The 23,892-nt window shown below is 30.9% G+C and carries 20 protein-coding genes; 11 read left to right on the top strand and 9 right to left on the bottom strand.

All coding sequences use genetic code 11. The annotated features are described in order from the left end of the window. Positions 1-4 precede the first annotated feature (4 nt). Entirely contained in the window at positions 5-877 is an 873-nt protein-coding gene (rimK, locus tag IEW41_RS05815) for a 30S ribosomal protein S6--L-glutamate ligase (protein WP_188605353.1), read from the bottom strand. A 51-nt stretch (positions 878-928) separates the two neighbouring features. After that, positions 929-1,366, bottom strand: a complete 438-nt coding sequence (locus tag IEW41_RS05810; RefSeq protein ID WP_188605352.1) for an ATP-dependent zinc protease family protein — start codon at positions 1,364-1,366, stop codon at positions 929-931. A 106-nt stretch (positions 1,367-1,472) separates the two neighbouring features. Here IEW41_RS05810 and uvrC point away from each other — a divergent pair, with 106 nt between their 5' ends. The 9 genes from uvrC to IEW41_RS05765 all read left to right on the top strand — a co-directional run bounded on the left by uvrC (position 1,473) and on the right by IEW41_RS05765 (position 15,789). Beyond that, on the top strand, positions 1,473-3,266 hold the full coding sequence (gene uvrC, locus IEW41_RS05805; protein WP_188605351.1) for an excinuclease ABC subunit UvrC: 1,794 nt from the start codon (positions 1,473-1,475) through the stop codon (positions 3,264-3,266). Then, a complete protein-coding gene (locus IEW41_RS05800) occupies positions 3,263-5,497 on the top strand; it encodes a patatin-like phospholipase family protein (protein WP_188605350.1) in 2,235 nt (744 codons plus the stop codon). Before uvrC ends, IEW41_RS05800 begins: the two co-directional genes overlap by 4 nt. Positions 5,498-5,729: 232 nt before the next feature. Continuing rightward, the gene (locus IEW41_RS05795; protein ID WP_188605349.1) at positions 5,730-6,890 is read left to right on the top strand and encodes a homogentisate 1,2-dioxygenase; all 1,161 of its coding nucleotides are present in this window, start codon (positions 5,730-5,732) and stop codon (positions 6,888-6,890) included. A 90-nt stretch (positions 6,891-6,980) separates the two neighbouring features. Continuing rightward, positions 6,981-8,141 carry a 4-hydroxyphenylpyruvate dioxygenase gene (gene hppD / locus IEW41_RS05790; protein ID WP_188605348.1) on the top strand — a complete coding sequence of 387 codons (1,161 nt, stop codon included), beginning with the start codon at positions 6,981-6,983 and terminating at the stop codon, positions 8,139-8,141. A 156-nt stretch (positions 8,142-8,297) separates the two neighbouring features. Next, positions 8,298-9,077, top strand: a complete 780-nt coding sequence (locus tag IEW41_RS05785) for a DUF3108 domain-containing protein (protein ID WP_188605347.1) — start codon at positions 8,298-8,300, stop codon at positions 9,075-9,077. Between the two features lie 4 nt (positions 9,078-9,081). Continuing rightward, the gene (locus tag IEW41_RS05780) at positions 9,082-10,014 is read left to right on the top strand and encodes a tryptophan 2,3-dioxygenase family protein (RefSeq protein ID WP_188605346.1); all 933 of its coding nucleotides are present in this window, start codon (positions 9,082-9,084) and stop codon (positions 10,012-10,014) included. A gap of 24 nt (positions 10,015-10,038) precedes the next feature. Next, complete coding sequence (locus IEW41_RS05775) at positions 10,039-11,328, top strand: M23 family metallopeptidase (protein WP_188605345.1); 1,290 nt, start codon at positions 10,039-10,041, stop codon at positions 11,326-11,328. Then, complete coding sequence (gene pgi / locus IEW41_RS05770; RefSeq protein ID WP_188605344.1) at positions 11,328-12,974, top strand: glucose-6-phosphate isomerase; 1,647 nt, start codon at positions 11,328-11,330, stop codon at positions 12,972-12,974. Before IEW41_RS05775 ends, pgi begins: the two co-directional genes overlap by 1 nt. A gap of 163 nt (positions 12,975-13,137) precedes the next feature. Next, entirely contained in the window at positions 13,138-15,789 is a 2,652-nt protein-coding gene (locus tag IEW41_RS05765; RefSeq protein WP_188605343.1) for a TonB-dependent receptor, read from the top strand. Between the two features lie 71 nt (positions 15,790-15,860). On the opposite strand, the gene gldD is transcribed toward IEW41_RS05765, so the two are convergent. The 4 genes from gldD to mutY all read right to left on the bottom strand — a co-directional run bounded on the left by gldD (position 15,861) and on the right by mutY (position 19,332). Then, positions 15,861-16,451 carry a gliding motility lipoprotein GldD gene (gldD, locus tag IEW41_RS05760; protein WP_188605342.1) on the bottom strand — a complete coding sequence of 197 codons (591 nt, stop codon included), beginning with the start codon at positions 16,449-16,451 and terminating at the stop codon, positions 15,861-15,863. Next, positions 16,448-17,755, bottom strand: coding sequence for a gliding motility-associated protein GldE (locus IEW41_RS05755; protein WP_188605341.1), 1,308 nt, complete (start codon positions 17,753-17,755; stop codon positions 16,448-16,450). The genes gldD and IEW41_RS05755 overlap by 4 nt, the downstream gene beginning before the upstream one ends. 25 nt (positions 17,756-17,780) lie before the next feature. Continuing rightward, positions 17,781-18,212, bottom strand: coding sequence for a single-stranded DNA-binding protein (locus IEW41_RS05750; protein WP_188605340.1), 432 nt, complete (start codon positions 18,210-18,212; stop codon positions 17,781-17,783). Between the two features lie 73 nt (positions 18,213-18,285). Further along, positions 18,286-19,332: an A/G-specific adenine glycosylase gene (gene mutY, locus IEW41_RS05745; RefSeq protein ID WP_188605339.1), complete on the bottom strand. Its 1,047-nt coding sequence runs from the start codon at positions 19,330-19,332 to the stop codon at positions 18,286-18,288. Between the two features lie 133 nt (positions 19,333-19,465). On the opposite strand from mutY, the gene IEW41_RS05740 reads away from it, so the two are divergent. Together IEW41_RS05740 and IEW41_RS05735 are read left to right on the top strand one after the other, a co-directional pair. Continuing rightward, on the top strand, positions 19,466-19,759 hold the full coding sequence (locus IEW41_RS05740) for an HU family DNA-binding protein (protein WP_188605338.1): 294 nt from the start codon (positions 19,466-19,468) through the stop codon (positions 19,757-19,759). Between the two features lie 300 nt (positions 19,760-20,059). Then, on the top strand, positions 20,060-21,601 hold the full coding sequence (locus IEW41_RS05735; protein WP_188605337.1) for an Rne/Rng family ribonuclease: 1,542 nt from the start codon (positions 20,060-20,062) through the stop codon (positions 21,599-21,601). A gap of 80 nt (positions 21,602-21,681) precedes the next feature. Here IEW41_RS05735 and IEW41_RS05730 read toward each other — a convergent pair whose 3' ends face one another. The 3 genes from IEW41_RS05730 to IEW41_RS05720 form a co-directional block, all read right to left on the bottom strand. Beyond that, positions 21,682-22,047, bottom strand: a complete 366-nt coding sequence (locus IEW41_RS05730; protein WP_188605336.1) for a hypothetical protein — start codon at positions 22,045-22,047, stop codon at positions 21,682-21,684. Positions 22,048-22,054: 7 nt separating this feature from the next. Further along, positions 22,055-22,606 carry a hypothetical protein gene (locus IEW41_RS05725; protein WP_188605335.1) on the bottom strand — a complete coding sequence of 184 codons (552 nt, stop codon included), beginning with the start codon at positions 22,604-22,606 and terminating at the stop codon, positions 22,055-22,057. A 187-nt stretch (positions 22,607-22,793) separates the two neighbouring features. Further along, on the bottom strand, positions 22,794-23,828 hold the full coding sequence (locus IEW41_RS05720) for an aldo/keto reductase (RefSeq protein WP_188605334.1): 1,035 nt from the start codon (positions 23,826-23,828) through the stop codon (positions 22,794-22,796). Between the last annotated feature and the right edge of the window lie 64 nt (positions 23,829-23,892).

Below are 23,892 nucleotides of genomic sequence, written 5' to 3'. Positions count from 1 at the left end.
AGGCTTAAACGTTACGTTCTATATATCTAATAATGCTTTTTGCTATATCTTTTTTTGTTGCAGCTTCAATACCTTCTAAACCTGGAGAAGAATTTACTTCTAAAATTAATGGTCCACGTGCAGATTGTAACATATCAACACCACAAACTCCTAAGCCTAAAGCTTTGGCTGCTTTTAGAGCAGCATTTTCTTCTTCATCTGTTAATTGAATAATGTTTGCACTTCCTCCTCTATGTAAGTTAGAACGAAACTCGCCTTCTTTCCCTTGGCGTTTCATGGCTCCTACTACGTTACCATCAACAATAAATGCTCTAATATCAGCTCCTTTTGCTTCTTTTATAAATTCTTGAACTATAACACGTGCTTGTAAACCGTTAAAAGCTTCTAATACAGATTCTGCTGCATTATTTGTTTCGGCTAAAACAACTCCTAAGCCTTGAGTTCCTTCTAATAATTTTATTACTAATGGTGCTCCGCCAACATACTCAATAACTTCAGCAACATCTTTTGTATAATTAGAGAATACAGTTTTAGGCATTCCTAAACCAGCTCTAGATAACACTTGTAAGCTTCTTAATTTGTCTCTAGATCTAACAAGAGCTTGAGACTCCACCACAGAAAACACTTTCATCATTTCAAACTGCCTTACTACTGCTGTGCCATAAAAGGTAACTGAAGCGCCAATACGAGGAATAATGGCATCAATATTTTCTAAAGTTCGTCCTTTGTATAATATAGCAGGATTTCTTTTCTCAATTATTATCTCGCACTTTAAAGGGTCAATAACTTCTACGTTGTGTTTGCGTTGTTTTGCTGCTTCAACAAGGCGTTGAGTTGAATATAGATGAGGGTTTCTAGATAAAATGATAATGTTCATTATAAAATTAAAAGTGTTTAGTTAATGATATTTAAAGTGAAGATTTATTGTTTAGTTGTCACTTTGGGTTAATTTTTCTTTATAAGATACGTTTTTTTGATCAACATCAACAACAAATTTTTTCAATAGAAATTTACGACCAATAAGTACAGGGTATTTCATTTTTTCTCTTGTACTTAATGTAAGGTTTATGTTGTATTTTTTTTCAAAAATAACAATGGTTGTCTTTACTTTATAACGAGTTTGAACAATACCATTACTACTTTTTACTTTGGCTTTAGAAAAGCTCTTAAATTCTACTTCCTTGCCAGTATATAGAGGATGTTTTTTTTCATAAAACATACATTTAAGCACACCATCTTCCACAATTACCTTATGGCAATGAATGGATGATGTGTATGCTCCAGTATCTATTTTTATGTCAATGTCAAATAAATCGAGCGCAGGAAAATCGGCTTTATCTATTCGACCAATAATTTTTTTAGGCATTACATTATAAAATAGTGTTGCAAGGTAATGAAAATCTTATGTTAAATTAAGTAACCAAATAATATTAGGCTCAAATCTTTTTTAGATTAATGCTATCTTTGGTTTTATGAGTAAACCGCCTTTAGAAATCCAATTACAAACACTGCCTCATCAGCCAGGAGTGTACCAGTATTTTGATGCAGATGATAAAATTTTGTATGTAGGTAAAGCTAAAGATTTAAAAAAACGTGTTAGCTCATACTTTACTAAAAACCACGATTATGGTAAGACTAAAGTTCTTGTAAAAAAGATTGTAACCATTAAGCATATTGTTGTTGAAACGGAAACAGATGCTTTGCTACTTGAAAATAATCTCATAAAAAAATATCAGCCTCGTTATAATGTATTGCTAAAGGACGATAAATCATATCCTTGGATTTGTATAAAAAACGAACGATTTCCAAGAGTGTTTTCAACACGTAGGGTTTTTAAAGACGGCTCAGAGTATTTTGGACCCTATACAAGTATGAAAACTGTTCATACACTTTTAGATTTAATAAAAGGCTTGTATCAATTACGAACATGTAATTACGATTTATCTAATGATAAAGTTGAAGCAGGCAAATATAAAGTCTGCTTAGAATATCATCTAGGAAACTGTAAAGGGCCTTGTGAAGATTTGCAAACAGAAACCGACTATCATCAAAATATTATAGCAATAAAAGAAATTTTAAAAGGTAATTTTAAAGAGTCACTTTCTCAATTCAAACAGCAAATGAAAACTCATGCAAAAGCGATGGAGTTTGAAGATGCGCAACGAATAAAAGAAAAAATAGATATTCTTGAAAACTATCAATCTAAATCTACAGTTGTAAACCCAAAAATCAGCAATGTTGATGTGTTTTCTATTGTTTCTGATGAGAGTTATGGTTATGTAAATTTTTTACAGCTTTCTTATGGTTCTATAATACGTTCTCACACTTTAGAAATTAAGAAAAAACTAGATGAAACAGATGAAGCATTATTGCAATTAGCAATTACAGAAATTCGCCAACGATTTCATTCTAAATCTAAAGAAATTTACGTGCCTTTTATAGTTGATTTGGGAGAAGATATTAAAGTAACAATACCAAAATTAGGCGACAAAAAACGAGTTTTAGAACTTTCTGAGCGTAATGCAAAATATTACAGAATGGAACGGTTTAAACAAGTTAAAATAACGGATCCAGATAGACATGTAAATCGCATAATGGCTCAAATGAAAACCGATTTACAACTAAAAACAGAGCCAAGACATATAGAGTGTTTTGATAACAGTAATATACAAGGCACAAACCCTGTTGCTGCTTGTGTTGTGTTTAAAAATGGTAAGCCCAGTAAAAAAGATTATCGACATTTTAATATAAAAACTGTTGAAGGACCTGATGATTTTGCCTCAATGGAAGAAGTAGTTTACAGACGTTACAAACGATTATTAGATGAAAATCAACCCTTGCCTCAACTTATAATTATTGATGGAGGTAAAGGACAATTATCGTCAGCTTTAAAGAGTTTAGATGCTTTAAAATTAAGAGGAAAAATTGCAATTATCGGAATTGCTAAACGTTTAGAAGAATTATTTTACCCAGACGATCCAATTCCCTTATATTTAGATAAAAAAAGTGAAACACTAAAAATTATTCAACAATTACGTAACGAAGCACATCGTTTTGGAATAGAACATCATAGAAACAGAAGAAGCAAAGGTGCATTAACAACAGAGTTAGAGTTAATTTCTGGAATAGGAGAGCAATCTATTGTAGAGCTAATGAAGCACTTTAAAACGATTAAAAAAATAAGCGAAGCAACCCAAAAAGAGTTAGAAACTGTTGTTGGAGCATCTAGAGCAAAAAAAATAGTGAATTATTATAAATCTAAATGAACAAATACGTTTTTACCATATTAATCTTATTACTCACATTTAATTTAAATGCTCAACAAGAACAATCAAGAGATAGCATTAAGGTTGGACTTGTGTTGAGTGGTGGTGGCGCCAAAGGGTTTGCTCATATTGGAGTACTAAAGGTTATTGATAGTTTAGGGATTAAAGTCGATTATATTGCTGGAACAAGTATGGGAGCAATTATAGGCTCTTTATATGCTTCAGGGTATTCAGGTAAACAATTAGATTCTATTTTTAAAAGCCAAAATTTTGATGATATAATTAGCGATAACCTTCCTAGAGCTGCAAAAACATTTTATGAACGTGATAATTCAGAAAAATACGCTGTTACACTCCCTTTCGAAAACTTTAAAGTTAAATTACCTTCAGCACTTTCAAGAGGTCAAAATGTATTTAACTTACTCTCAAAATTAACCCTTCATGTAAGCGAGATTGATGATTTTGAACAATTACCAATTCCATTTTTTTGTATAGCAACTAATATAGAAACTGGAGCAGAAGTAGTTTTAAATAAAGGCAATTTAGCAAGAGCCATAACAGCTAGTGGAGCATTCCCTTCATTATTTCAACCAGTAATAATTGATGACCAAATTCTTATAGATGGAGGTGTTGTAAACAACTATCCAATAGATGAATTAAGAGCAAAAGGGATGGATGTTATTATTGGTGTTGATGTACAAGATGGTTTGTCAACTAGAGAAGAGCTAACAACAGCACCAGACATATTACTTCAAATCAATAATTACAGGACGATTAATGATATGAAGAAGAAAATAACTAAAACAAATATTTATATAAAACCAGATATTAAAGATTTTACAGTGGTCTCATTCAGTGAAGGTCGAAAAATTATTAAAAGTGGCGAGTTTGCTTCAAAAGAAAAAATAAATGAATTAAACGCTTTACCCAAACGTAAAGATTTTAGAGAATTACATACAGATAGTTTTTCTAGAGATAGTATAACAATAAACAGTATAAGTTTTAAAGGAAATACAAGATATACAAGAGCTTATATTTTAGGAAAACTAAAGTTTAAAACTAACACAACGTTAAGTTATGATGATTTTAGTAGAGGAATAAATAATTTAGTAGCAACAAATAATTTTGAAACCTTTCAATATGAGTTACATAAAACTAAAAACGAAGAAGGGTTTGATTTAGAGGCAACACTAAAAGAGAATGATATAAAAACATATTTAAGGCTTGGAGTTCATTATGACGATTTATATAAAAGTGCAGCATTAGTTAATTTAACAAAAAAGAGATTTTTATTTGATAATGATGTTGCTTCTTTAGATATAATCCTTGGAGATAATGTGCGTTATAATTTTGAGTACTTTATTGATAAAGGATTTTATTGGAGTATTGGTTTAAAATCACGTTTCAATCAATTTCATAAAAATGTTAGCGCTCAATTATTTTTAGATAATAATCAACAAACCATTAATGGTGTTAATAAACTAGATGTAGAGCTGCAAGACCAAACAAACCAAATTTATTTTCAAACATTATTTAGAAAAGACTTTGCTTTTAGTATTGGAGGTGAACATAAAAGGCTTAAAATAAAATCAGAAACTGTTATTGATAACGTTGATGATGACGAATTAATTTTTGAAAACACAGATTACTTAAGTGTATTTGGAGCACTTAAATTTGATACTTATAGTAATAAATATTTCCCAAAACGAGGTGTTTATTTTAATGGAGATTTTCATTTATATGCTCATGCATCAAATTTTAATAAAGAGTTTTCTCAATTTTCAATCGCTAAAGCAGATATTGGCTATGCGTTTAGCTTAAACGATAAATTAGCAATAAATATTCAGTCACAAGGTGGTTTTAAAATAGGAGCAGATACAACAAGTTCATTAAACTTTGCTCTTGGAGGTTATGGTAATAATTTCATTAATAATTTTATTTCTTTTTATGGGTATGATTATGTGTCTATAATAGGAAATAGCTTTGTAAAAGGGACAATAAGTGTAGACTATGAGCTATATAAAAAACATCATTTAATAGCTTCAGCAAATTTTGCTAATGTAGATGATGATATTTTTGAAGATAGCGAATGGATTACTGCTCCAGATTATAGCGGCTACGCTATTGGTTACGCATTCGAAACATTTTTAGGACCAATAGAGGCAAAATGGTCATGGTCTCCAGAAGTCAATAAAAGCATATGGTTTTTTAATGTTGGGTTTTGGTTTTAACTACTTTCTGTTACAAATGATTATTAAAATTTTCCGATATTTGTATCATTATGACACCGTTTTGGGAAAACATATTATTACTTCTTAAATTTCTTATCAAAAGAAATCCTGAATAATTACGCATTTTTGTCATTCCTGCGTAGGCAGGAATCTCTTTAATTTTCACTATCTTTATTTAAATTTATTTTACACCTTTTATTAATCTAAAGGGCAAACTATAAAATATAAAAAAATGCCATTTTATCATAAATTAGGGAGTATACCTCCTAAACGACACACACAATTTAAAAAACCAGACGGTAGTTTATATTCCGAGCAATTATTTGGAACCATCGGTTTTGATGGAATGTCAACAAATAGCTATCACGAACAGCGACCAACACAGGTAAAGGAAATAAAAAAACAATATAGTGTAGCTCCAAAAATTGCAAAAGAAAACAGCATACAATCGTATCGTTTTAGAGGGTTTCAGGTAAAGCCAGAAAACGATTATTTGCAAAGCCGTAAAACAATATTAACCAATAGCGATTGTAGCATTATTTTGGCTGCACCAAAACAATCAACCAAAGATTATTTTTATAAAAACACTGATGCCGACGAGCTTATTTTTATTCATAAAGGCACAGGAAAATTGCGTACACATTTAGGTAATCTCGATTTTAAATATGGAGATTATTTATTGGTGCCAAGAGGAATTATCTATAAACTAGATTTTGATACTGAAGACAACAGATTGTTTATAGTTGAGTCTCGACGACCAATTTATACACCAAAGCGATACAGAAATTGGTTTGGGCAATTGTTAGAGCATTCACCTTTTTGTGAGCGTGATATTCGCCAACCACAAGAATTAGAAACCTATAACGAATCTGGCGATTTCCTTATCAAAGTTAAAAAGCAAAACGATATTTTCGAAATGGTTTACGCCTCACATCCTTTCGATGTTGTAGGTTATGATGGTTATAACTATCCTTATGCGTTCTCAATTCATGATTTCGAACCCATAACAGGACGCATTCATCAACCACCTCCAGTACATCAAACATTCGAAACAGATGCTTTTGTAGTCTGTAGTTTTGTGCCACGATTGTACGATTACCATCCACAAAGTATTCCAGCGCCTTACAACCATAGTAATATAGATAGTGATGAGGTGTTATACTATGTCGATGGCGATTTCATGAGCCGTAACGATGTCGATGCAGGACATATTTCACTTCATCCAGCTGGTATTCCTCATGGTCCACATCCAGGAGCTGTAGAGCGAAGTATTGGCAAAGTAAAAACAGACGAGTTAGCTGTTATGGTTGACACGTTTAAACCATTAAAAGTTACAGAAGAAGCATTAAAAATAGCTGACGAAGATTATTTTAAATCTTGGTTAGACCATTAATAATTAGAAGCAATTTCCTGCTTTCGGCTATATCTTTTTGTAAAAAAACAAAAAGGATGTCGCCTCAATCAGGGCTAAAAAACAAACAATATGAGTAAAGACATAAAATCAGTAGAATACGGACTAGAAAAAATATTTGAAGGCGCACAAGATTTCCTTCCACTTTTAGGAACCGATTATGTAGAGTTCTATGTAGGTAATGCAAAGCAAGCTGCACATTTTTATAAAACAGCATTCGGTTTTCAATCGTACGCCTACAAAGGTTTAGAAACAGGCTCACGCGATGAGGTAAGTTATGTGCTAAAACAAGATAAAATACGATTGGTATTAACAACACCATTAAATAGCAAATCGCCTATTAACGACCACATCGTTAAACATGGCGATGGAGTAAAAGTGGTTGCCCTTTGGGTAGATGATGCTCGCAAATCTTATGAAGAAACTACCAAACGAGGTGCAAAATCTTATATGGAACCAAAAGTTGAAACAGATGAATTTGGTGAAATAGTTAGAGCAGGAATTTATACTTATGGTGAAACAGTGCATATGTTTGTAGAGCGTAAAAACTATAAAGGAACATTTATGCCTGGTTTTGTAGAGTGGAAAAGTGATTACAATCCAGAACCAACAGGATTAAAGTTTATTGATCATATGGTTGGTAATGTTGGTTGGGGACAAATGAATACTTGGGTAAAATGGTACGAAGATGTAATGGGCTTTGTTAACTTTTTATCTTTTGATGACAAGCAAATTCATACTGAATATTCAGCTTTAATGAGTAAAGTAATGAGTAATGGTAATGGAAGAATCAAGTTTCCAATTAACGAACCAGCAAAAGCAGCAAAGCGTTCTCAAATAGAAGAATATTTAGATTTTTATGAAGATTCTGGAGTGCAACATATTGCAGTTGCAACAGACGATATTATTACAACAGTAGCAAAACTAAAATCTCGTGGTGTTGAGTTTTTATCAACTCCACCAGAAGAATATTATAGAGCAGTTCCAGGGCGACTAGAAGAACATAGTCATGCTCTGAAAGAAGATATTGAAACACTTAAAGGTTTAGGTATTATGATTGATGCAGATGAAGAAGGCTATCTGCTTCAAATTTTCACAAAACCAGTAGAAGACAGGCCAACATTGTTTTTTGAAATCATTCAACGCATGGGAGCACGAGGCTTTGGAGCAGGCAATTTTAAAGCACTTTTTGAGTCTATAGAAAGAGAACAAGAAAAAAGAGGGACACTATAACAAATAAATTGAAAATTAAACATTTATTTAACATCTGTATCATCTCTTATATATAGCTACATTCAAGAATTTTTATATTTTTGGAACAGTAATTGTAAATCTATTTATTAGATAAAAAATAGAATGAAAATAAGTATTTACAATTACAGTATAAAGATGAAAAAGACACTACTTTTAATATTGGCTATTTTAACAATGCAGGTTTCTCTTGCTCAAAAAGAGCAAGCATATCAATCTGGTGAGTGGTTTAAATTTCGAATGAGTTATAGTGGATGGCTTAAAGCTGGTAATGCCACTATGAGTGTTGAAGAAACAACTTATAAAGGAAAACAAGTTTATCATGTTGTTGGTAAAGGTTGGACAACTGGAGCTATAAAATGGTTTTTTAAAGTAAAAGACAATTACGAAAGTTATATTGATAAATATACAGGCTTGCCTTATAAATCTATAAGACAAATTGATGAAGGAGGTCACACAAAAGATATAGAAACTGAGTTTGATCAGGTTAGTCAAAAAGCATTTGTAAATAATAAAAAGCATAATACCAAAAACACATTTTCAACAGAAAAGAATGTGCAAGATATGGTCTCAGCCTTTTATTATCTTCGTAATAATTATAATACCGACACAATTAAAGAAGGAGATATAGTTTCATTAAATATGTTTTTTGATGAAGAAAACTATAACTTTAGACTTAAATTTCTTGGTAGAGAAACAATTAAAACTGAATTTGGTAAAGTAAAAACCTTAAAATTCAGACCATATGTAATGGCAGGACGAGTATTCAAAGAAGAAGAAAGTTTAACCTTATGGGTAAGTGCAGATAAAAATAAGATTCCTTTAAAAGTTCAGGCAGATTTAGCTGTTGGTTCTTTAAGAGCAGAATTGGAAGCTTTTAAAGGCTTAAAACATTCATTTCAGATACAATTTGACTAAAAACATGTCTAATCAACCAAACTTTGATCCAATATTAGAAGAGCTTCAAAAGAAGTACAATAACATTAATCAAGATACTCACACTCATTTAGAAGGCTTACTCTACAGTAAGCCTATTACATATTGGGACTATATACAAACTGACGCATTACTTAACTTACAAATACAACGTACCACATTACCAGATGAAATGGTTTTTATAGCCTATCATCAAATTAATGAACTTATTTTTAAAATGATACTTTGGGAAATAGAACAGGTATCAACAAAACAGCAATTAGATGTTGTTTTTTTCGAAAGTAAAATTATGCGCATTAGCCGTTATTTTGATATGCTCACAACATCCTTTAATATTATGAGAGAAGGAATGGAAGTTGAGCAATATATGAAGTTTAGAAATACTCTTACTCCAGCTAGTGGTTTTCAAAGCGCACAGTATAGATTAATAGAATTTGCATCAACCGAATTAATCAATTTAATTGATTACCGTTTTAGAGCAAATATTGACAGAAATACACCATATTTGCACGCTTTTGAGCACTTGTATTGGCAAGCTGCTGGAAAAGATTACGAAACAGGTAAAAAATCAACACTTTTACTTAATTTTGAGAATCGTTATAAAGATGAGTTTTTAAGGTTTATGGAAAGCTATAACACTAAAAATCTTTGGACTCGTTTTAAGGAGTTACCTAAAGAAGACCAAAAAGACGAAGATTTGGTTAAGGCAATGAGGCATTACGATTATACAGTTAATGTAACTTGGGTTATGGCACATTATAATGCAGCAAAACATTATATTGAAAGTGGCAGTAAGAAAGTAGAAGCTACAGGAGGTAGCGAATGGAAAAAGTATATGCATCCAAAATATCAAAGACGAATTTTTTTCCCAGAGCTTTGGTCAGATGAAGAATTAAAAAACTGGGGAAACGATATTTAAAACTAAACTAACTAAAAAGCATAAATGCATTCAAAAAAAATATTAATAGCACTTGCAGTTTGCATCAGTCTTTTTTCTTGTAAAAATGATGAAAAAGATATTATAGATGATGATTTACAGAGCTATGTTGAACCTGAAGAAGTAATAGAGTTTGGTTTTAATCTTAATGATTATGTGGTAAAAAGAGATACTATAAAAAATGGAGATAGCTTTGGTACTATTTTAGAAAGAAATAGTATTGGTTATCCACGAATTTTTCATATTGCAGAAAGCGCTAAAGAATCGTTTGATATTCGTAAACTTCAAATAGGAAAACCATACACCTTATTATGCTCTAAAGATTCACTTCAAACACCAGAATGTTTTATTTACCAGCCTAATAGTATTGATTATGTAGTTATAAAATTTGCTGATTCTATAATTACTTACAATGAAAGCAAACCAGTAACAGTAATTGAAAAAGAAGCTTCAGGTGTAATAATGAACTCATTATCTGAAACTATGGAGGCACAAGGATTACCTTATCAGTTAATCAACGATATGTCTGATATTTATGCTTGGACCATTAACTTTTTTAAAGTTCAAAAAGGAGATAAATTCAAAATCATTTATAAAGAGAAATTTATTGAAGGAGATATTTCTGTTGGATTAGAAAGTATTCAAGCAGCTTATTTTCAACATAAGGGAGAAGATTTTTATGCCTTTAGTTTTAAAACAGATAGTCTACAAAAAACACCAACTTATTTTGATGAAAAAGCTAAAAGTTTAAAGCGAGCTTTTTTAAAAGCACCAGTTCAATTTAGTAGAATTTCATCGCGTTATAATCTTAATCGTCGTATTGCTTATTATGGTTATGCTTTACGTCCACACAAAGGGACAGATTTTGCAGCAGCAATTGGCACACCAATTTTAGCAACTGCTAATGGTACTGTTACCGAATCAACACAAAAAGGAGGTAACGGAAAATATGTAAAAATTAAACATAACGATATTTACAGTACTCAGTATCTTCACATGAGTAAACAAGCAGTAAAGAGAGGACAATATGTAAAACAAGGAGATGTTATTGGGTATGTAGGAATGACAGGGAATACTGGAGGTCCGCATGTATGTTATCGTTTTTGGAAAAATGGTCAGCAAGTAGATCCTTTCAAAGAAAAACTTCCAACAGCCGAGAGTATACCAGATAAATTAAAAGAAGAGTATAAAACTTATTTTCAACCTTTAAAAGAGCAGTTAGATAAAATCCCTTTTAAAAAGGGGAAAAAGCATATAACTACTAAAGAAGAAAACCTAGTTAGTCAATCCAATTAATGTCATTAAAATCAATTAATCCAACTACTACTGCATCTTGGGAGCTTTTAAATAAGCATTTCGAGGCTGTTAAAGATGTGCATATGTCTCAATGGTTTGCTCAAAATAATGATAGAGCAAATCAAATGACAATAAAATGGGAAGATTTTTATATTGATTATTCAAAAAACAGAATTACTGAAGATACTCTAGAATTGCTTTTAAAATTAGCTGACGAAACAAAATTAAAAGAAGCTATTGACAAGTATTTTGGCGGAGATATTATTAATAAAACTGAAAACCGAGCAGTTTCTCATACAGCATTAAGGTGTCCAAAAGACAAAAAAGTTTTTATTGATGGAGTTAATGTTATTCCAGAAGTTTTTGAAGTAAAAAAGAAAATTAAAGATTTCTCAAATGATATTATCAGTGGAGACCGTAAAGGATATACTAACAAGCCATTTACAGATATTGTAAATATAGGAATTGGAGGGTCTGATCTTGGTCCAGCAATGGTTGTTGATGCATTACAATATTATAAAAATCAATTAACGACTCATTTTGTTAGTAACGTTGATGGCGATCATGTTAATGAAGTTATTAAAAAATTAAACCCAGAAACAACATTATTTGTTATAGTTTCTAAAACCTTTACAACTCAAGAAACATTATCAAATTCGACAACTATAAAGGATTGGTTTTTACAATCTGCTTCAGAGCAAGATATCAAGAAACATTTTGTTGCTGTTTCTACTAATATTGAAAAAGTTAAAGCATTTGGGGTTGCTGAAGCTAATATTTTTCCAATGTGGGATTGGGTAGGTGGACGTTTTTCATTGTGGAGTGCTGTTGGGTTGTCAATTAGTTTATCTGTAGGTTTTGAAAATTTTGATCAACTTCTTTCTGGAGCTCACAAAATGGATGAGCATTTTAAGAATGAAAAATTTGAATCAAATATCCCTGTTATTTTAGCACTTTTAAGTATATGGTATGCTAATTTTTTTAAATGTGAAAGTGAAGCAGTTATTCCTTACTCTCAATACTTAAATCAGTTTGCTACCTATCTTCAACAAGCCATTATGGAGAGTAACGGTAAAAGTGTAGACAGAAACGGAAAAAAGGTGAATTACCAGACAGGTAATATTGTTTGGGGAGAACCAGGAACAAATTCACAACACGCTTTTTTTCAGTTAATTCATCAAGGAACAAAATTAATTCCTTCAGATTTTATAGGATTTGTAAAATCACTCTATGGCAATAAAGAGCATCAAGATAAATTAATGTCAAATTTTATCGCTCAAACAGAAGCTTTATTAAATGGAAAATCTGAAGAAGAAGTCGTTCTAGAATTAAAACGACAAGATGTTTCAGATGATAATATAAAAATGCTTACTCCTTTTAAAGTTTTTGAAGGTAATAAACCAACGACAACAATTCTTATAAATAAACTTACACCTGAAAGTTTAGGGAAGCTTATAGCATTATACGAACATAAAATCTTTGTTCAAGGTGTTGTATGGAATGTTTTTAGTTATGATCAGTTTGGTGTTGAGCTAGGCAAGCAACTTGCTTCAACAATTTTAAGCGAAATTAACAATGATGTTACAATTGTAAAACATGATGCTTCTACTAAAAACATATTAGAATACTACAAGAAATTAACATAAATTTTGTTAAAAACTTTTTTATAGCTTAAATTTTCTATTGTTTTTTCATTTTTCATTTTTTGTAATTTCAACATGTTAAAAATTCTTAACATTTAGGTAATAAATTATCGTAATAATGATGTATTTTTGCCGCAAATTTAAAATCTAATTTTAAAATCTAAAAATGAAAAAAATTACACAATTCTTAACTATTGCTGTAGTCTTATTATGCACTACAGTCGCTTTTTCACAAAGCACAGTAAAAGGTAAAGTGATGGATTCTGATATGAATGCACCACTTCCAGGAGCAAACGTTGTTGAAAAAGGAACAACGAATGGAACTACTACAGATTTTGATGGTAACTTTACATTAACTACTAAGTCTAACTCAGGAGTGATTGTTATCACTTATGTAGGTTTTGGTTCAAAATCTATTGCTTTTAATGGTAACCAAGATTTAGGTACTATTAAATTATTGTCTGATAATACACTTGATGAAGTTGTTATTATTGGTTCTGGAGTTATCGATTTAGCTGAAGGAAGACAAACTCCTATAGCAGTATCGACAATTAAAGCTAAAGAGATTCAAGAAAAAATTGGAACTAGCGACATTACTGCTACTTTAGTTAACACGCCTTCTGTATATGTTGCAGGACAAGCAGGTGGTTTTGGAGATTCTAGAATAGCTGTTCGTGGTTTTGGCCAAGATAACACAGCTTTCTTATTAAATGGCCAACCAATTAACGGAATGGAAGATGGTTTAATGTACTGGTCTAACTGGTCTGGAATGGCTGATATTGCTAACGCAATCCAAATTCAAAGAGGTTTAGGATCTTCTAAACTTGCAATATCTTCTGTTGGAGGTACTGTTAACTTTGTAACTAAAGCTACTGACAAAAGACAAGGTGGTTTTTTACAAACAGGAATAGCTAATGATGATTACTTTAAAACTACATTAGGATACAGTACTGGTATGTTAGAAAATGGTTGGGGAGTTACTGCAATGTTAACTCACTGGCAAGGTGATGGATATAACGATGGTACTTTTGGTCAAGGACAAAACTATTTTGTTTCTGTTGGATACAAAGCTAATGATAATCATAACTTTAACTTCTTAATTACAGGTGCACCACAATGGCATGATCAAAACTTCACTAAAAGTATTTCGGATTATTTAGCTAATGGTAGAAGATTTAATAATAACTGGGGAACTTTGAATGGTGAGTACATGACTGAAAGAAGAAACTTCTACCACAAGCCAGTTGCTAACTTAAACTGGGACTGGAATATAAATGACAATTCTTCATTATCAACTGTTCTTTATGCATCATGGGGACGTGGTGGAGGAACTGGTAACTACGGTAGAAGTAGTGCCAGAATCAGAACTGCAGATGGGCAAATAGATTATGATGCTATTGCTCAAAATAATAGCAATGTTCCTGGTGGAGATGGAAATTTTGGAAACAGTACAGCTTATTTAATAAGATCTTCAATGAACTTACATAGCTGGTATGGTTTAGTTTCTAACTTTGAAACTAAATTATCTGAAAAAGTAACATTAAATGCTGGAGCAGATTTAAGAACTTACTACGGAACTCACTTTAGACAAGTTGAGAACTTTTTAGGATTAAACAGCTGGACAGAAAGTAGAAGATTAAGAGATAACACTCACCAAACAACAGGTTCTGATGTGTTTAACACGGTAACTGAATCTTTTGCAGCTAACCCTTGGACAGCTACTTTTAATACAATGGCAGAAGATCAACGTATTGATTATGATAATAGTGAGCGTATTTCTTATGGTGGTCTTTTTGCTCAACTTGAGTATGCTACAGATAACCTAACTGCATTTTTCCAAGGAGCTGTATCTTCTCAATCTCACCAAAGATTTGATAGATATGATTACCTACCACAATTTGAAGATTCTGAAAAAGTAAACAACACAGGATATAACGTTAAAGCTGGTGCAGCTTATTTAATCAATGATGATAATAAGTTTTATGTTAATGCTGGTTACTATTCTCGTCAACCATATCATGACAATATTTACTTAAACTTTACAAATGAAATTAACCCTTTAACGCAAAATGAAAAAATCTTAGGATTAGAAGCTGGTTACTCATTTAAAAGTCAATATTTTACTGCTAACTTAAATGCTTACAGAACGTCTTGGAAAGATAGAGTAACAACTAACTCTAGAATTTTATCTTCTGATCAAGTTATTGGTGGTACTACTGTATTAGCTGGAACACAAGTGTTTACTACTAACGAAGGTGTTGAGCAATTACACACTGGACTTGAATTAGACGTTGTTGCTAAACCATTTGAAGGCTTTGATGTTAAAGGTTTTGTGTCAGTTGGTAACTGGGAATACAAAGGAGATGTATTTACTACACAAAGAGATGAGGACAGAAATGTTTTAGAAAGAGTTGGAGAAGATGTTGATGGTGGTAAAGTAGGTGATGCTGCACAATTTACTGCTGGTGCAGGTTTTGTTTACAGAGTTTGTGAAGCTTTTTCGTTTGATGCAGATTGGAGAACATACGATAAATTATATTCTAATGTAAGTGCTCGTAAAGAAAATTTAGAACTGCCAGCTTACGATTTGGTTGATTTTGGTATGTCTTACAAAATGCTTTTAGGTAAAGATAAGTCTAACTCATTAAACTTTAGAGTTAACATTAACAACCTTTTTGATGAAGTATATTTATCTGAATTAAGATCTGCTAATGTTGCAAATCCAGGTGATACTACTTACAATGGTATTAATGTATCTAACCAAGGTTACTTTGGTTTAGGAAGAACTTGGAACTTAAATGTTCGTTACAACTTCTAAGAGTACAATATCATAAATAAATTAAAAGCCCATCAATTTTGATGGGCTTTTTTATTAGTATAGATTAAAAATTATTCTTTCCATTTTAAACTTTCCATAATGTGCTTAATATCATTTTTTAAATAATCAGCAGCAGGAAGTATAGAATCGTAATTTGGTTTAGCATAAAAGTAAAGCGAACCGTTTAAAAAATGCTTTGTGCTATCAGTAACATAAAATTGAGATTGAGAAGCAGCATTTCCTCCAACCTCATAAAACATCCCAAAAACTTTACTTTTAGTATTTATATAAGGTTGTTCAACTATCTCATCAGCCTTTATAGCATGTTTTTGTGTAAGGTTTTGAGCGTCTCTAATGTAATTTAGAAGTAGTTCTTTATCACTTACATTTTTATAGGTTAAATATATAGTCCCTTTTAAAGAAGGGTAATCTATATCAATGCCATAAATATTATTTAATGAGTCTGCTTTTATATATCTAATTTTACTCGAAAGCTTATTTTTTTCAAAAGTAAAAGGAAGTGATACATCAACATTTTTATAATCTGCTTTTGGGTAATCTAACCGAAGATACGCTCTAGGTTTTGGAATAGGGTCATTTCCACATGAAAGCATTAGTCCAGCAGTGAATAATGGAATTAAAAAACGTTTTGGACGTATCATTTAGGTATAGTGAATTTTACTTGTTTAATTCTTTTTTTATCTAACTCTTCAATAGTAAAAATGTATTTTTTAAAATTTATTTTACTATTTTTTTTAGGGAATATACCAGATATTTCTAAAACAAAACCAGCTAATGTCTCGGCTTCACCTTTATAATCTTCAAAATCTGATTCGTCTTCAATATGTATTACTCTATAAAATTCTTTCAATGTTGTTTTTCCGTCGAAACTAAAATTGTAATCATCAATTTTAGTATAAGCCAAATCATCGTCATCAAATTCATCACTTATATCACCAACAATTTCTTCAATAACATCTTCAAGAGATACCAAACCAGAAGTTCCACCATATTCATCAACAACAACTGCTAAATGAACTTTTTTAGTTTGAAATTCGACCATTAAATCATCAAGTTTTTTATTCTCAGGCACAAAAAATGGCTCACGAAGTAGTGTTGTCCAATCAAACTGCTTTCTATCAAGATAAGGTAGCAAATCTTTTACATACAAAATACCAATAACAGTATCTATACTATCTTTATAAACAGGAATACGAGAATATCCATTTTTTATAATTTCTGGAATAATTTCAATATATTTTTGTTCAGACTGTAAAGCAAAAATATCAATACGTGGTCGCATAACTTGTTTGGTATCTGTATTACCAAACGATACTATACCTTGTAATATTTTATGTTCTTCGTGAGTTGTGTCGCTCTCTCGAGTTAGTTCTAAAGCTTGTGAAAGTTGATCGACGCTTATATTAGATTTTTGCTTTCCTAGCTTATTATGAATAAAGATAGTTAAATGGCGCATTGGCACACTCAACGGAGAAAATACCACATCTAATACTTTTATGGGATAAGCCATAAATTTTGAGAACTTTACGCTGTTTCTACTAGCATATATTTTTGGGATAATTTCACCAAAAAGTAAAATTAAAAAAGTGACTAAAACTACTTCAAGCAAAAAGCGAACTACAGGGATTTTAATATTATAAAAAACCATTTCACCAATAAAAGCAAATAGAATTACTATACCTATGTTTATAAAATTATTGGCCACAAGTATTGTAGCTAAGAGTTTTTTAGGTCGTTCTAAAAGTTTTGATATAATTTGAATTTGCTTAGAGCTCTCTTCTAAACCAGAGTTTAAATCTGATCGGGTTAATGAAAACAATGCAACTTCAGCTCCAGAAATAAGTGCAGAGCAAAGGAGTAATATAAAGAGTAGTATAATACTCATTACTAAAGAAACATTATCGACTGATAATGTTATTAATAAACTCGTGGGTTCAGGGTCCAATATATAAATTGTTAGTTAAACATAGTTAAAAAGGTAAGTCATCGTCCTTATCATGCATTATTTCATGATCATTTTGTGGAGGAGTAGATGCTTGCGTTGTTTGCTGACCTTGGCTTTCGTTTTTAGTGGTTAAAAAAGTAAAATCAGTACATTGAATTTCGGTAGAGTATCTATCCATACCTTTATCATCTTGCCATTTTCTGGTTTTTATTCTGCCTTCAACGTAAATTTTATCACCTTTGCTTAAATACTTCTCACAAATTTCGGCAGCTTTATTACGAACAACAATGTTATGCCACTCAGTGTTTGTAACTCGCTCATTAGTTTGCTTGTTTGTATAGGTTTCATTTGTAGCAAGAGGAAAGCGTCCTACACAGTTTCCACCTTCAAAATAATGCATTTTCACTTCATCACCTAAATGCCCAATCAGCATCACTTTATTTAAGGTTCCAGACATATATCTTTAAATTTAATTGCAAAATTAACCTTTTGCATTGACTTTTTTAAAAGTAATAAAAAAATGTGAGTCTTTAAATAGGAAATTTAAATTCATCTATAAAATTACTAATCAAAATATTGGTTGGAAAAGTTGTTAATTCTGAAATGCTAATACCTTCAGATGGGAGTTTGTCAACTTCAATAATCCAAAACTTTGTATATAAATGTTGATGAGATAGTTTATGAACAATATCTTTCTCATTATATAAACTAAACTCAAATGAAATATCATTTAGTAACGATTTAACCTTAGCACTTGCTTTAAAGGCATCAATATTGAGTGGTGTTTTAGTTTCAATAAGCGGGAATTGATATAAATTTTGCCAAATACCTTTATATGTTCTTTTCTCAAATAACGTTTTTTTGTCTGTTGAGATAAACACCAAAAAATTGTAATACTTATTACTAACCTTAGTTTTCTTTAGTTTTACAGGTAGTTTGTCAATACTATTTTTTTGCAATGCAATACAACTATTTTTAAAAGGACATACAGAACAATCAGGATTTTTAGGTTTGCATTGCCTAGCGCCAAACTCCATGATTGCTTGGTTATGTTCAGCAGGATTATTTTTATCAATAAGAGCTGTGGCTAATTTTTTAAACTCTTTTATCCCTTCAGTATAATTTATTGGAGTTTCAATACCATAATATCGAGATAAAATTCTATACACATTACCATCAACAACAGCTGTTGGTTTGTTAAAGCAAATTGAAGCAATTGCACTAGCTGTATAATCACCAATTCCTTTTAGTTTTAATAAATCTGTGTATGTGTCTGGGAAAGTACCATTTAATTCGTTAGCAATATAAGTAGCTGTTTTATGTAAATTTCTCGCTCTAGAATAGTATCCTAGACCTTGCCAAAGCTTTAAAACCTCGCTTTCTTTTGCGTTTGCAAGATCAAAAACTGTAGGAAATTTGTTCACAAAAGCTTCATAATAAGGTAATCCTTGGGTAATTTGTGTTTGCTGTAAAATAATTTCAGACAGCCATATGTAATAAGGTTCTTTAGTGTTTCGCCAAGGGAGGCTTCTTTTATGTATTGAGTACCAATTAGTTATGATTGAGCTGAAATTCATTTTAAAGTTTAAATCTAGACAAAAATAATTCTTTATAAGGTTAAATTTTAATTAATTAGGTTTGAAATATTGAAATTAAAATCCCTATATTTGCATCCCTTATAATTAATAGATAACCCTAAAATTAATAACAATGACAAAAGCTGATATAGTAGCTAAAATTTCTGACAAATTAGGAATTGAAAAAGGAGACGTTCAAGCAACAGTTGAAACATTTATGGAAGAAGTGAAAACTTCATTAGAGAGTGGTGATAATGTATATTTAAGAGGTTTTGGAAGTTTTATCGTTAAAACTAGAGCTGAAAAAACTGGAAGAAATATTTCTAAAAACACAACTATCAAAATTCCAGCGCACAACATTCCTGCATTTAAACCTGCAAAAGTGTTCGTAGAAGGTGTAAAATCAAGTGTTGAAGTTGAGGCTTAAAAAATAAATATTAATTAAAAAACTTTGATTTATGCCAAGTGGTAAAAAAAGAAAAAGACACAAGGTAGCGACGCATAAGCGTAAAAAACGTAGACGCGCTAATCGTCACAAAAAGAAATAAATTGAAAAAGTAGTTTTTTAACTACTTTTTCGGTTTTAAAGTAACGTTCTTTGATATGAAATTTTGTAATTATTTGTTACCTAAATAATTATATAATTTACCGGATTTAACATCCTGTGTCAAAAAATAAAGTATAATCCATCTGTTCTAATGTATTAGAATGGATATAAATTAACATTATGGATAAAGAATTGATTATTAGATCGAGTTCTGATATTGTTGATTTTGCCTTATTAAAAGATGGAAAACTTATTGAATTGCATAAAGATGAAGAGGATAACAACTTTGCGGTTGGCGATGTGTTTATTGCCAAAATACGTAAAGCTGTTCCAGGGCTAAATGCTGCATTTGTTAATGTAGGTTATGAGAAAGATGCATTTTTGCATTATCATGATTTAGGACCTCAATTACCTTCACTTTTAAAATTCGTAAAACGTGTAAGCACAGGGAAACACACAGATTTTTTACTCAAAAACTTTCAGTTTGAGAAAGAGATTGATAAAGACGGAAGCATTGCTGACGCCTTAAAATCTAACCAGTCTATCTTAGTACAAATAGTTAAAGAACCAATTTCTACCAAAGGACCTCGTATTAGTAGCGAGCTGTCTATTGCAGGTAGATATATTGTTTTAGTTCCTTTTTCAGATCGTATTTCTATTTCTCAAAAAATAGAATCTAAAGAAGAAAAAGACCGATTAAAACGATTGGTAAAAAGCATCACTCCTAAAGGATTTGGTGTAATTGTTCGTACTGTAGCAGAAGGCAAAAAAGTTGCCGAACTAGATAGCGATTTACAAAATTTGCTGAGTCGATGGACAGCAATGTGTAAAAAACTTAATAAAGCCAATCATCCAAGTAAAGTATTAGGAGAAATGAATAAAGCCTCTTCAATTTTAAGAGACATATTTAATGACACTTTTTCTAGTATTGTAGTTGATGATGAAGAGCTTTATGTACAAATTAAAGATTACGTGCATCAAATTGCACCTAAAAAGGAATCTATTGTGAAACTACATCAAAATGGCGTACCTGTTTATGAAAAATATGGTATTGAGAGGCAAATAAAAACCTCTTTCGGACGTACAGTATCTATGGCAAAAGGTGCTTACATTGTGATAGAACATACCGAAGCACTGCATGTAATTGATGTAAACAGTGGAAACCGATCTAACAAAGAAAAAAATCAAGAGGACACAGCTTTAGAAGTAAATTTAATTTCAGCTTCAGAAATTGCTCGTCAGTTACGTTTACGTGATATGGGAGGAATTATTGTAGTCGATTTTATTGATATGTCTAATGCCGAAAACCGCAAAACACTGTACAATCATCTTCGTGACGAAATGAAAGATGATAAAGCAAAGCATAAAATATTACCTCCGAGCAAATTTGGATTGGTACAAATTACCAGACAAAGAGTACGCCCAGAAAGGAATATTGAAACCAAAGAGGAAAACCCTAATGGATCTGGAGATGAAATAGAAGCACCAATTAAAGTTGTGCAAAAAATATCTCAAGACATGGAACGACTCTTTAAAAAAGGCTATAAAAAGATGACTTTAAACACACATCCTTTTATAGCAGCCTTTTTAACAAAAGGCTTTCCATCACAACGTTCTAAATGGTTTTTAGAACACAAAAAGTGGGTTAAAATACAACCCAGAGATGCTTACACATATCTTGAATACCATTTTTTTGATAAAAATGGTGAGGAAATCAATTAATATTAAAAACCCCTTTCACTTTTGTGGAAGGGGTTTTTGTTTTTTGAGGGTTCTTTGTAGCATTTTATTTTAATGGAATGTTAGATTGTATGCTGTAAAATACTTCCACTTGTTATTATCTTTTTAAACAAATATAAATGTGCTTCATGACTATTTGTGTAATAAATTATTGCAAAGATTTTATCTAATGACAATAATGGATTGATAATATTAATAATAGGAAGCTTATGATATTTATCTTTGAATTCATCAGAATAGGACTTGATAATTATTTTGGAATCTAATTGATTAATCTTTGTTAAGTTTAAAGACTTATGTAATAGTTGATTTATATAAGCTTCTATAATTTGAGTGTCGTTTTTTATTTTTGAGCTTTTACAAGATATAAAGAATATCCCTAAACAAAAGAAAAAAGTTGATTTCACTTTAATGGACGTAAAACTCATTTATTATTTAATTTAACGGAGAAATTGTATTATAAGACGCTATATAATTCCATTTTTTATTGTAAAACTCAAAGAGGTTCATTAAACAAAAATCTCCTGAAGACGAGAAAATAATAGCAATTTTCTTGTCTTTTGAATATAATGGTTGTGTAACATAAACTTTATAATAATCATAATGTCTCATTTGATTTTTAAGTTCATTAAATTTTCGAATTTTTTTATTCTTAAAATTCACATCTTTGTCAAGTACAAAATTTTTAGAATTCAATTGTGAGATATAACTCTCTAACTGCTCATTATTAAAAGCGCTATTTAATTGAAAGTCTAGTATATCAGGAGAAAACTCTTTTCCAATAATATTCCTATTTGATAAAAATTTAATAAAATATGAATTGTCTTCATATTGAATAAGACCCACTCCATTATCTTTTATTTTTTTGGGAACTGAATATTTAAAATATATTTCTTCACAAAGTGTTTGATATATTTCATTAGTATTTTTTAAATCAGATGATTTACAACTACAAATTAATACTATAACTATAACTAATTTTTTCATATTAATAACATGGTTCAGTATTATTGTTTATTTGATTTGCAATTGGTTCTACAGTATTATATGTTACATTACCGTTTGCATCAATAGTTTCGAAAGATTCCGATGTGTAATTCGTTATTTCAATGAAATTACAAATTAATTCAATTTTTTGAATTTTAAAATACGTAGAACTACGTAATTTTTAACTTTAAGGCGCTGGATTAGGAATATTGTTATGCACCTTTTCTATAGCATCTAAAACATCTTGGATTAGAGTTACATTAATACTATCGATGTTTTCTTTTAGTTGCAACATAGAGGTTGCTCCAATAATATTACTTGTAATAAAAGGACGTGATGTCACAAAAGCTAATGATAATTGTGCAAGCGTAATATTATGTTGTTCAGCAATTTTTAGATATCCTTTTGTAGCTTCGGTTGATTGTTCAGAGCTATATCTTGCAAACCTAGGAAATAATTTTAGCCTTGCATTATCTCCTGCTGTGCCTTTTATGTATTTACCAGATAACACACCAAATGCCATTGGTGAGTAGGCAAGAAGACCTATTTGTTCTCTAATAGCTATTTCTGCCATATCACCTTCAAAAACTCTGTTTAGTAATGAATAAGCATTTTGAATGGTTATCATTCTTGGCAAATTATGATGTTTAGACTCTTCTAAATAACGCATTGTTCCCCAAGCTTTTTCGTTAGATATACCTACTTGTCTTATTTTTCCAGATTTAATAATTTCATCTAGTGTATGAAGAATTTGGTTAAAATTATCTTCCCATTTGTCTTCAACATGTTTATAATCTCTAACGCCAAAAGTATTGGTGTTACGTTCTGGCCAATGCAGTTGATATAAATCTATATAATCGGTTTTTAGTCGTTTTAAACTTTGGTTTACTGCATCTTTAAGTGCTTCTGGACTAAAACCATTGGTTCTAATATGAGCAGTATAATCTCCAGTTCCGGCAATTTTGGAAGCCAAAACAACTTTATCTCTATGACCTGTTTTTTCAAACCAATTACCAATAATACGTTCTGTTTCTGCATAAGTTTCTTTAGTTGCAGGTACAGGATACAACTCAGCAGTATCAAAAAAATTAACACCTTGGTCTAAAGCATAATCCATTTGTTCAAAACCTTCTGCTTGTGTGTTTTGGTTTCCCCAAGTCATAGTGCCTAAACATAATTTACTAACTTTTATATCTGTGTGTGGTAGTTTTGTGTATTTCATCTGTTAATATTTATTTGTTTTTTAAAGGTCAGATGCAATGTCCAGATTATCATTTTGGTTGGAT

Source organism: Aquaticitalea lipolytica (assembly GCF_014641635.1).
Taxonomy (GTDB): domain Bacteria; phylum Bacteroidota; class Bacteroidia; order Flavobacteriales; family Flavobacteriaceae; genus Aquaticitalea; species Aquaticitalea lipolytica.
This window is presented reverse-complemented; position numbering and strand designations above follow the sequence as displayed.

Bases quoted from the DNA above. Each gene is read 5' to 3' on its own strand.
- rimK (WP_188605353.1), bottom strand. From the start codon at position 877: ATGAACATTATCATTTTATCTAGAAACCCTCATCTATATTCAACTCAA.
- IEW41_RS05810 (WP_188605352.1), bottom strand. From the start codon at position 1,366: ATGCCTAAAAAAATTATTGGTCGAATAGATAAAGCCGATTTTCCTGCG.
- uvrC (WP_188605351.1), top strand. From the start codon at position 1,473: ATGAGTAAACCGCCTTTAGAAATCCAATTACAAACACTGCCTCATCAG.
- IEW41_RS05800 (WP_188605350.1), top strand. From the start codon at position 3,263: ATGAACAAATACGTTTTTACCATATTAATCTTATTACTCACATTTAAT.
- IEW41_RS05795 (WP_188605349.1), top strand. From the start codon at position 5,730: ATGCCATTTTATCATAAATTAGGGAGTATACCTCCTAAACGACACACA.
- hppD (WP_188605348.1), top strand. From the start codon at position 6,981: ATGAGTAAAGACATAAAATCAGTAGAATACGGACTAGAAAAAATATTT.
- IEW41_RS05785 (WP_188605347.1), top strand. From the start codon at position 8,298: ATGAAAAAGACACTACTTTTAATATTGGCTATTTTAACAATGCAGGTT.
- IEW41_RS05780 (WP_188605346.1), top strand. From the start codon at position 9,082: ATGTCTAATCAACCAAACTTTGATCCAATATTAGAAGAGCTTCAAAAG.
- IEW41_RS05775 (WP_188605345.1), top strand. From the start codon at position 10,039: ATGCATTCAAAAAAAATATTAATAGCACTTGCAGTTTGCATCAGTCTT.
- pgi (WP_188605344.1), top strand. From the start codon at position 11,328: ATGTCATTAAAATCAATTAATCCAACTACTACTGCATCTTGGGAGCTT.
- IEW41_RS05765 (WP_188605343.1), top strand. From the start codon at position 13,138: ATGAAAAAAATTACACAATTCTTAACTATTGCTGTAGTCTTATTATGC.
- gldD (WP_188605342.1), bottom strand. From the start codon at position 16,451: ATGATACGTCCAAAACGTTTTTTAATTCCATTATTCACTGCTGGACTA.
- IEW41_RS05750 (WP_188605340.1), bottom strand. From the start codon at position 18,212: ATGTCTGGAACCTTAAATAAAGTGATGCTGATTGGGCATTTAGGTGAT.
- mutY (WP_188605339.1), bottom strand. From the start codon at position 19,332: ATGAATTTCAGCTCAATCATAACTAATTGGTACTCAATACATAAAAGA.
- IEW41_RS05740 (WP_188605338.1), top strand. From the start codon at position 19,466: ATGACAAAAGCTGATATAGTAGCTAAAATTTCTGACAAATTAGGAATT.
- IEW41_RS05735 (WP_188605337.1), top strand. From the start codon at position 20,060: ATGGATAAAGAATTGATTATTAGATCGAGTTCTGATATTGTTGATTTT.
- IEW41_RS05730 (WP_188605336.1), bottom strand. From the start codon at position 22,047: ATGAGTTTTACGTCCATTAAAGTGAAATCAACTTTTTTCTTTTGTTTA.
- IEW41_RS05725 (WP_188605335.1), bottom strand. From the start codon at position 22,606: ATGAAAAAATTAGTTATAGTTATAGTATTAATTTGTAGTTGTAAATCA.
- IEW41_RS05720 (WP_188605334.1), bottom strand. From the start codon at position 23,828: ATGAAATACACAAAACTACCACACACAGATATAAAAGTTAGTAAATTA.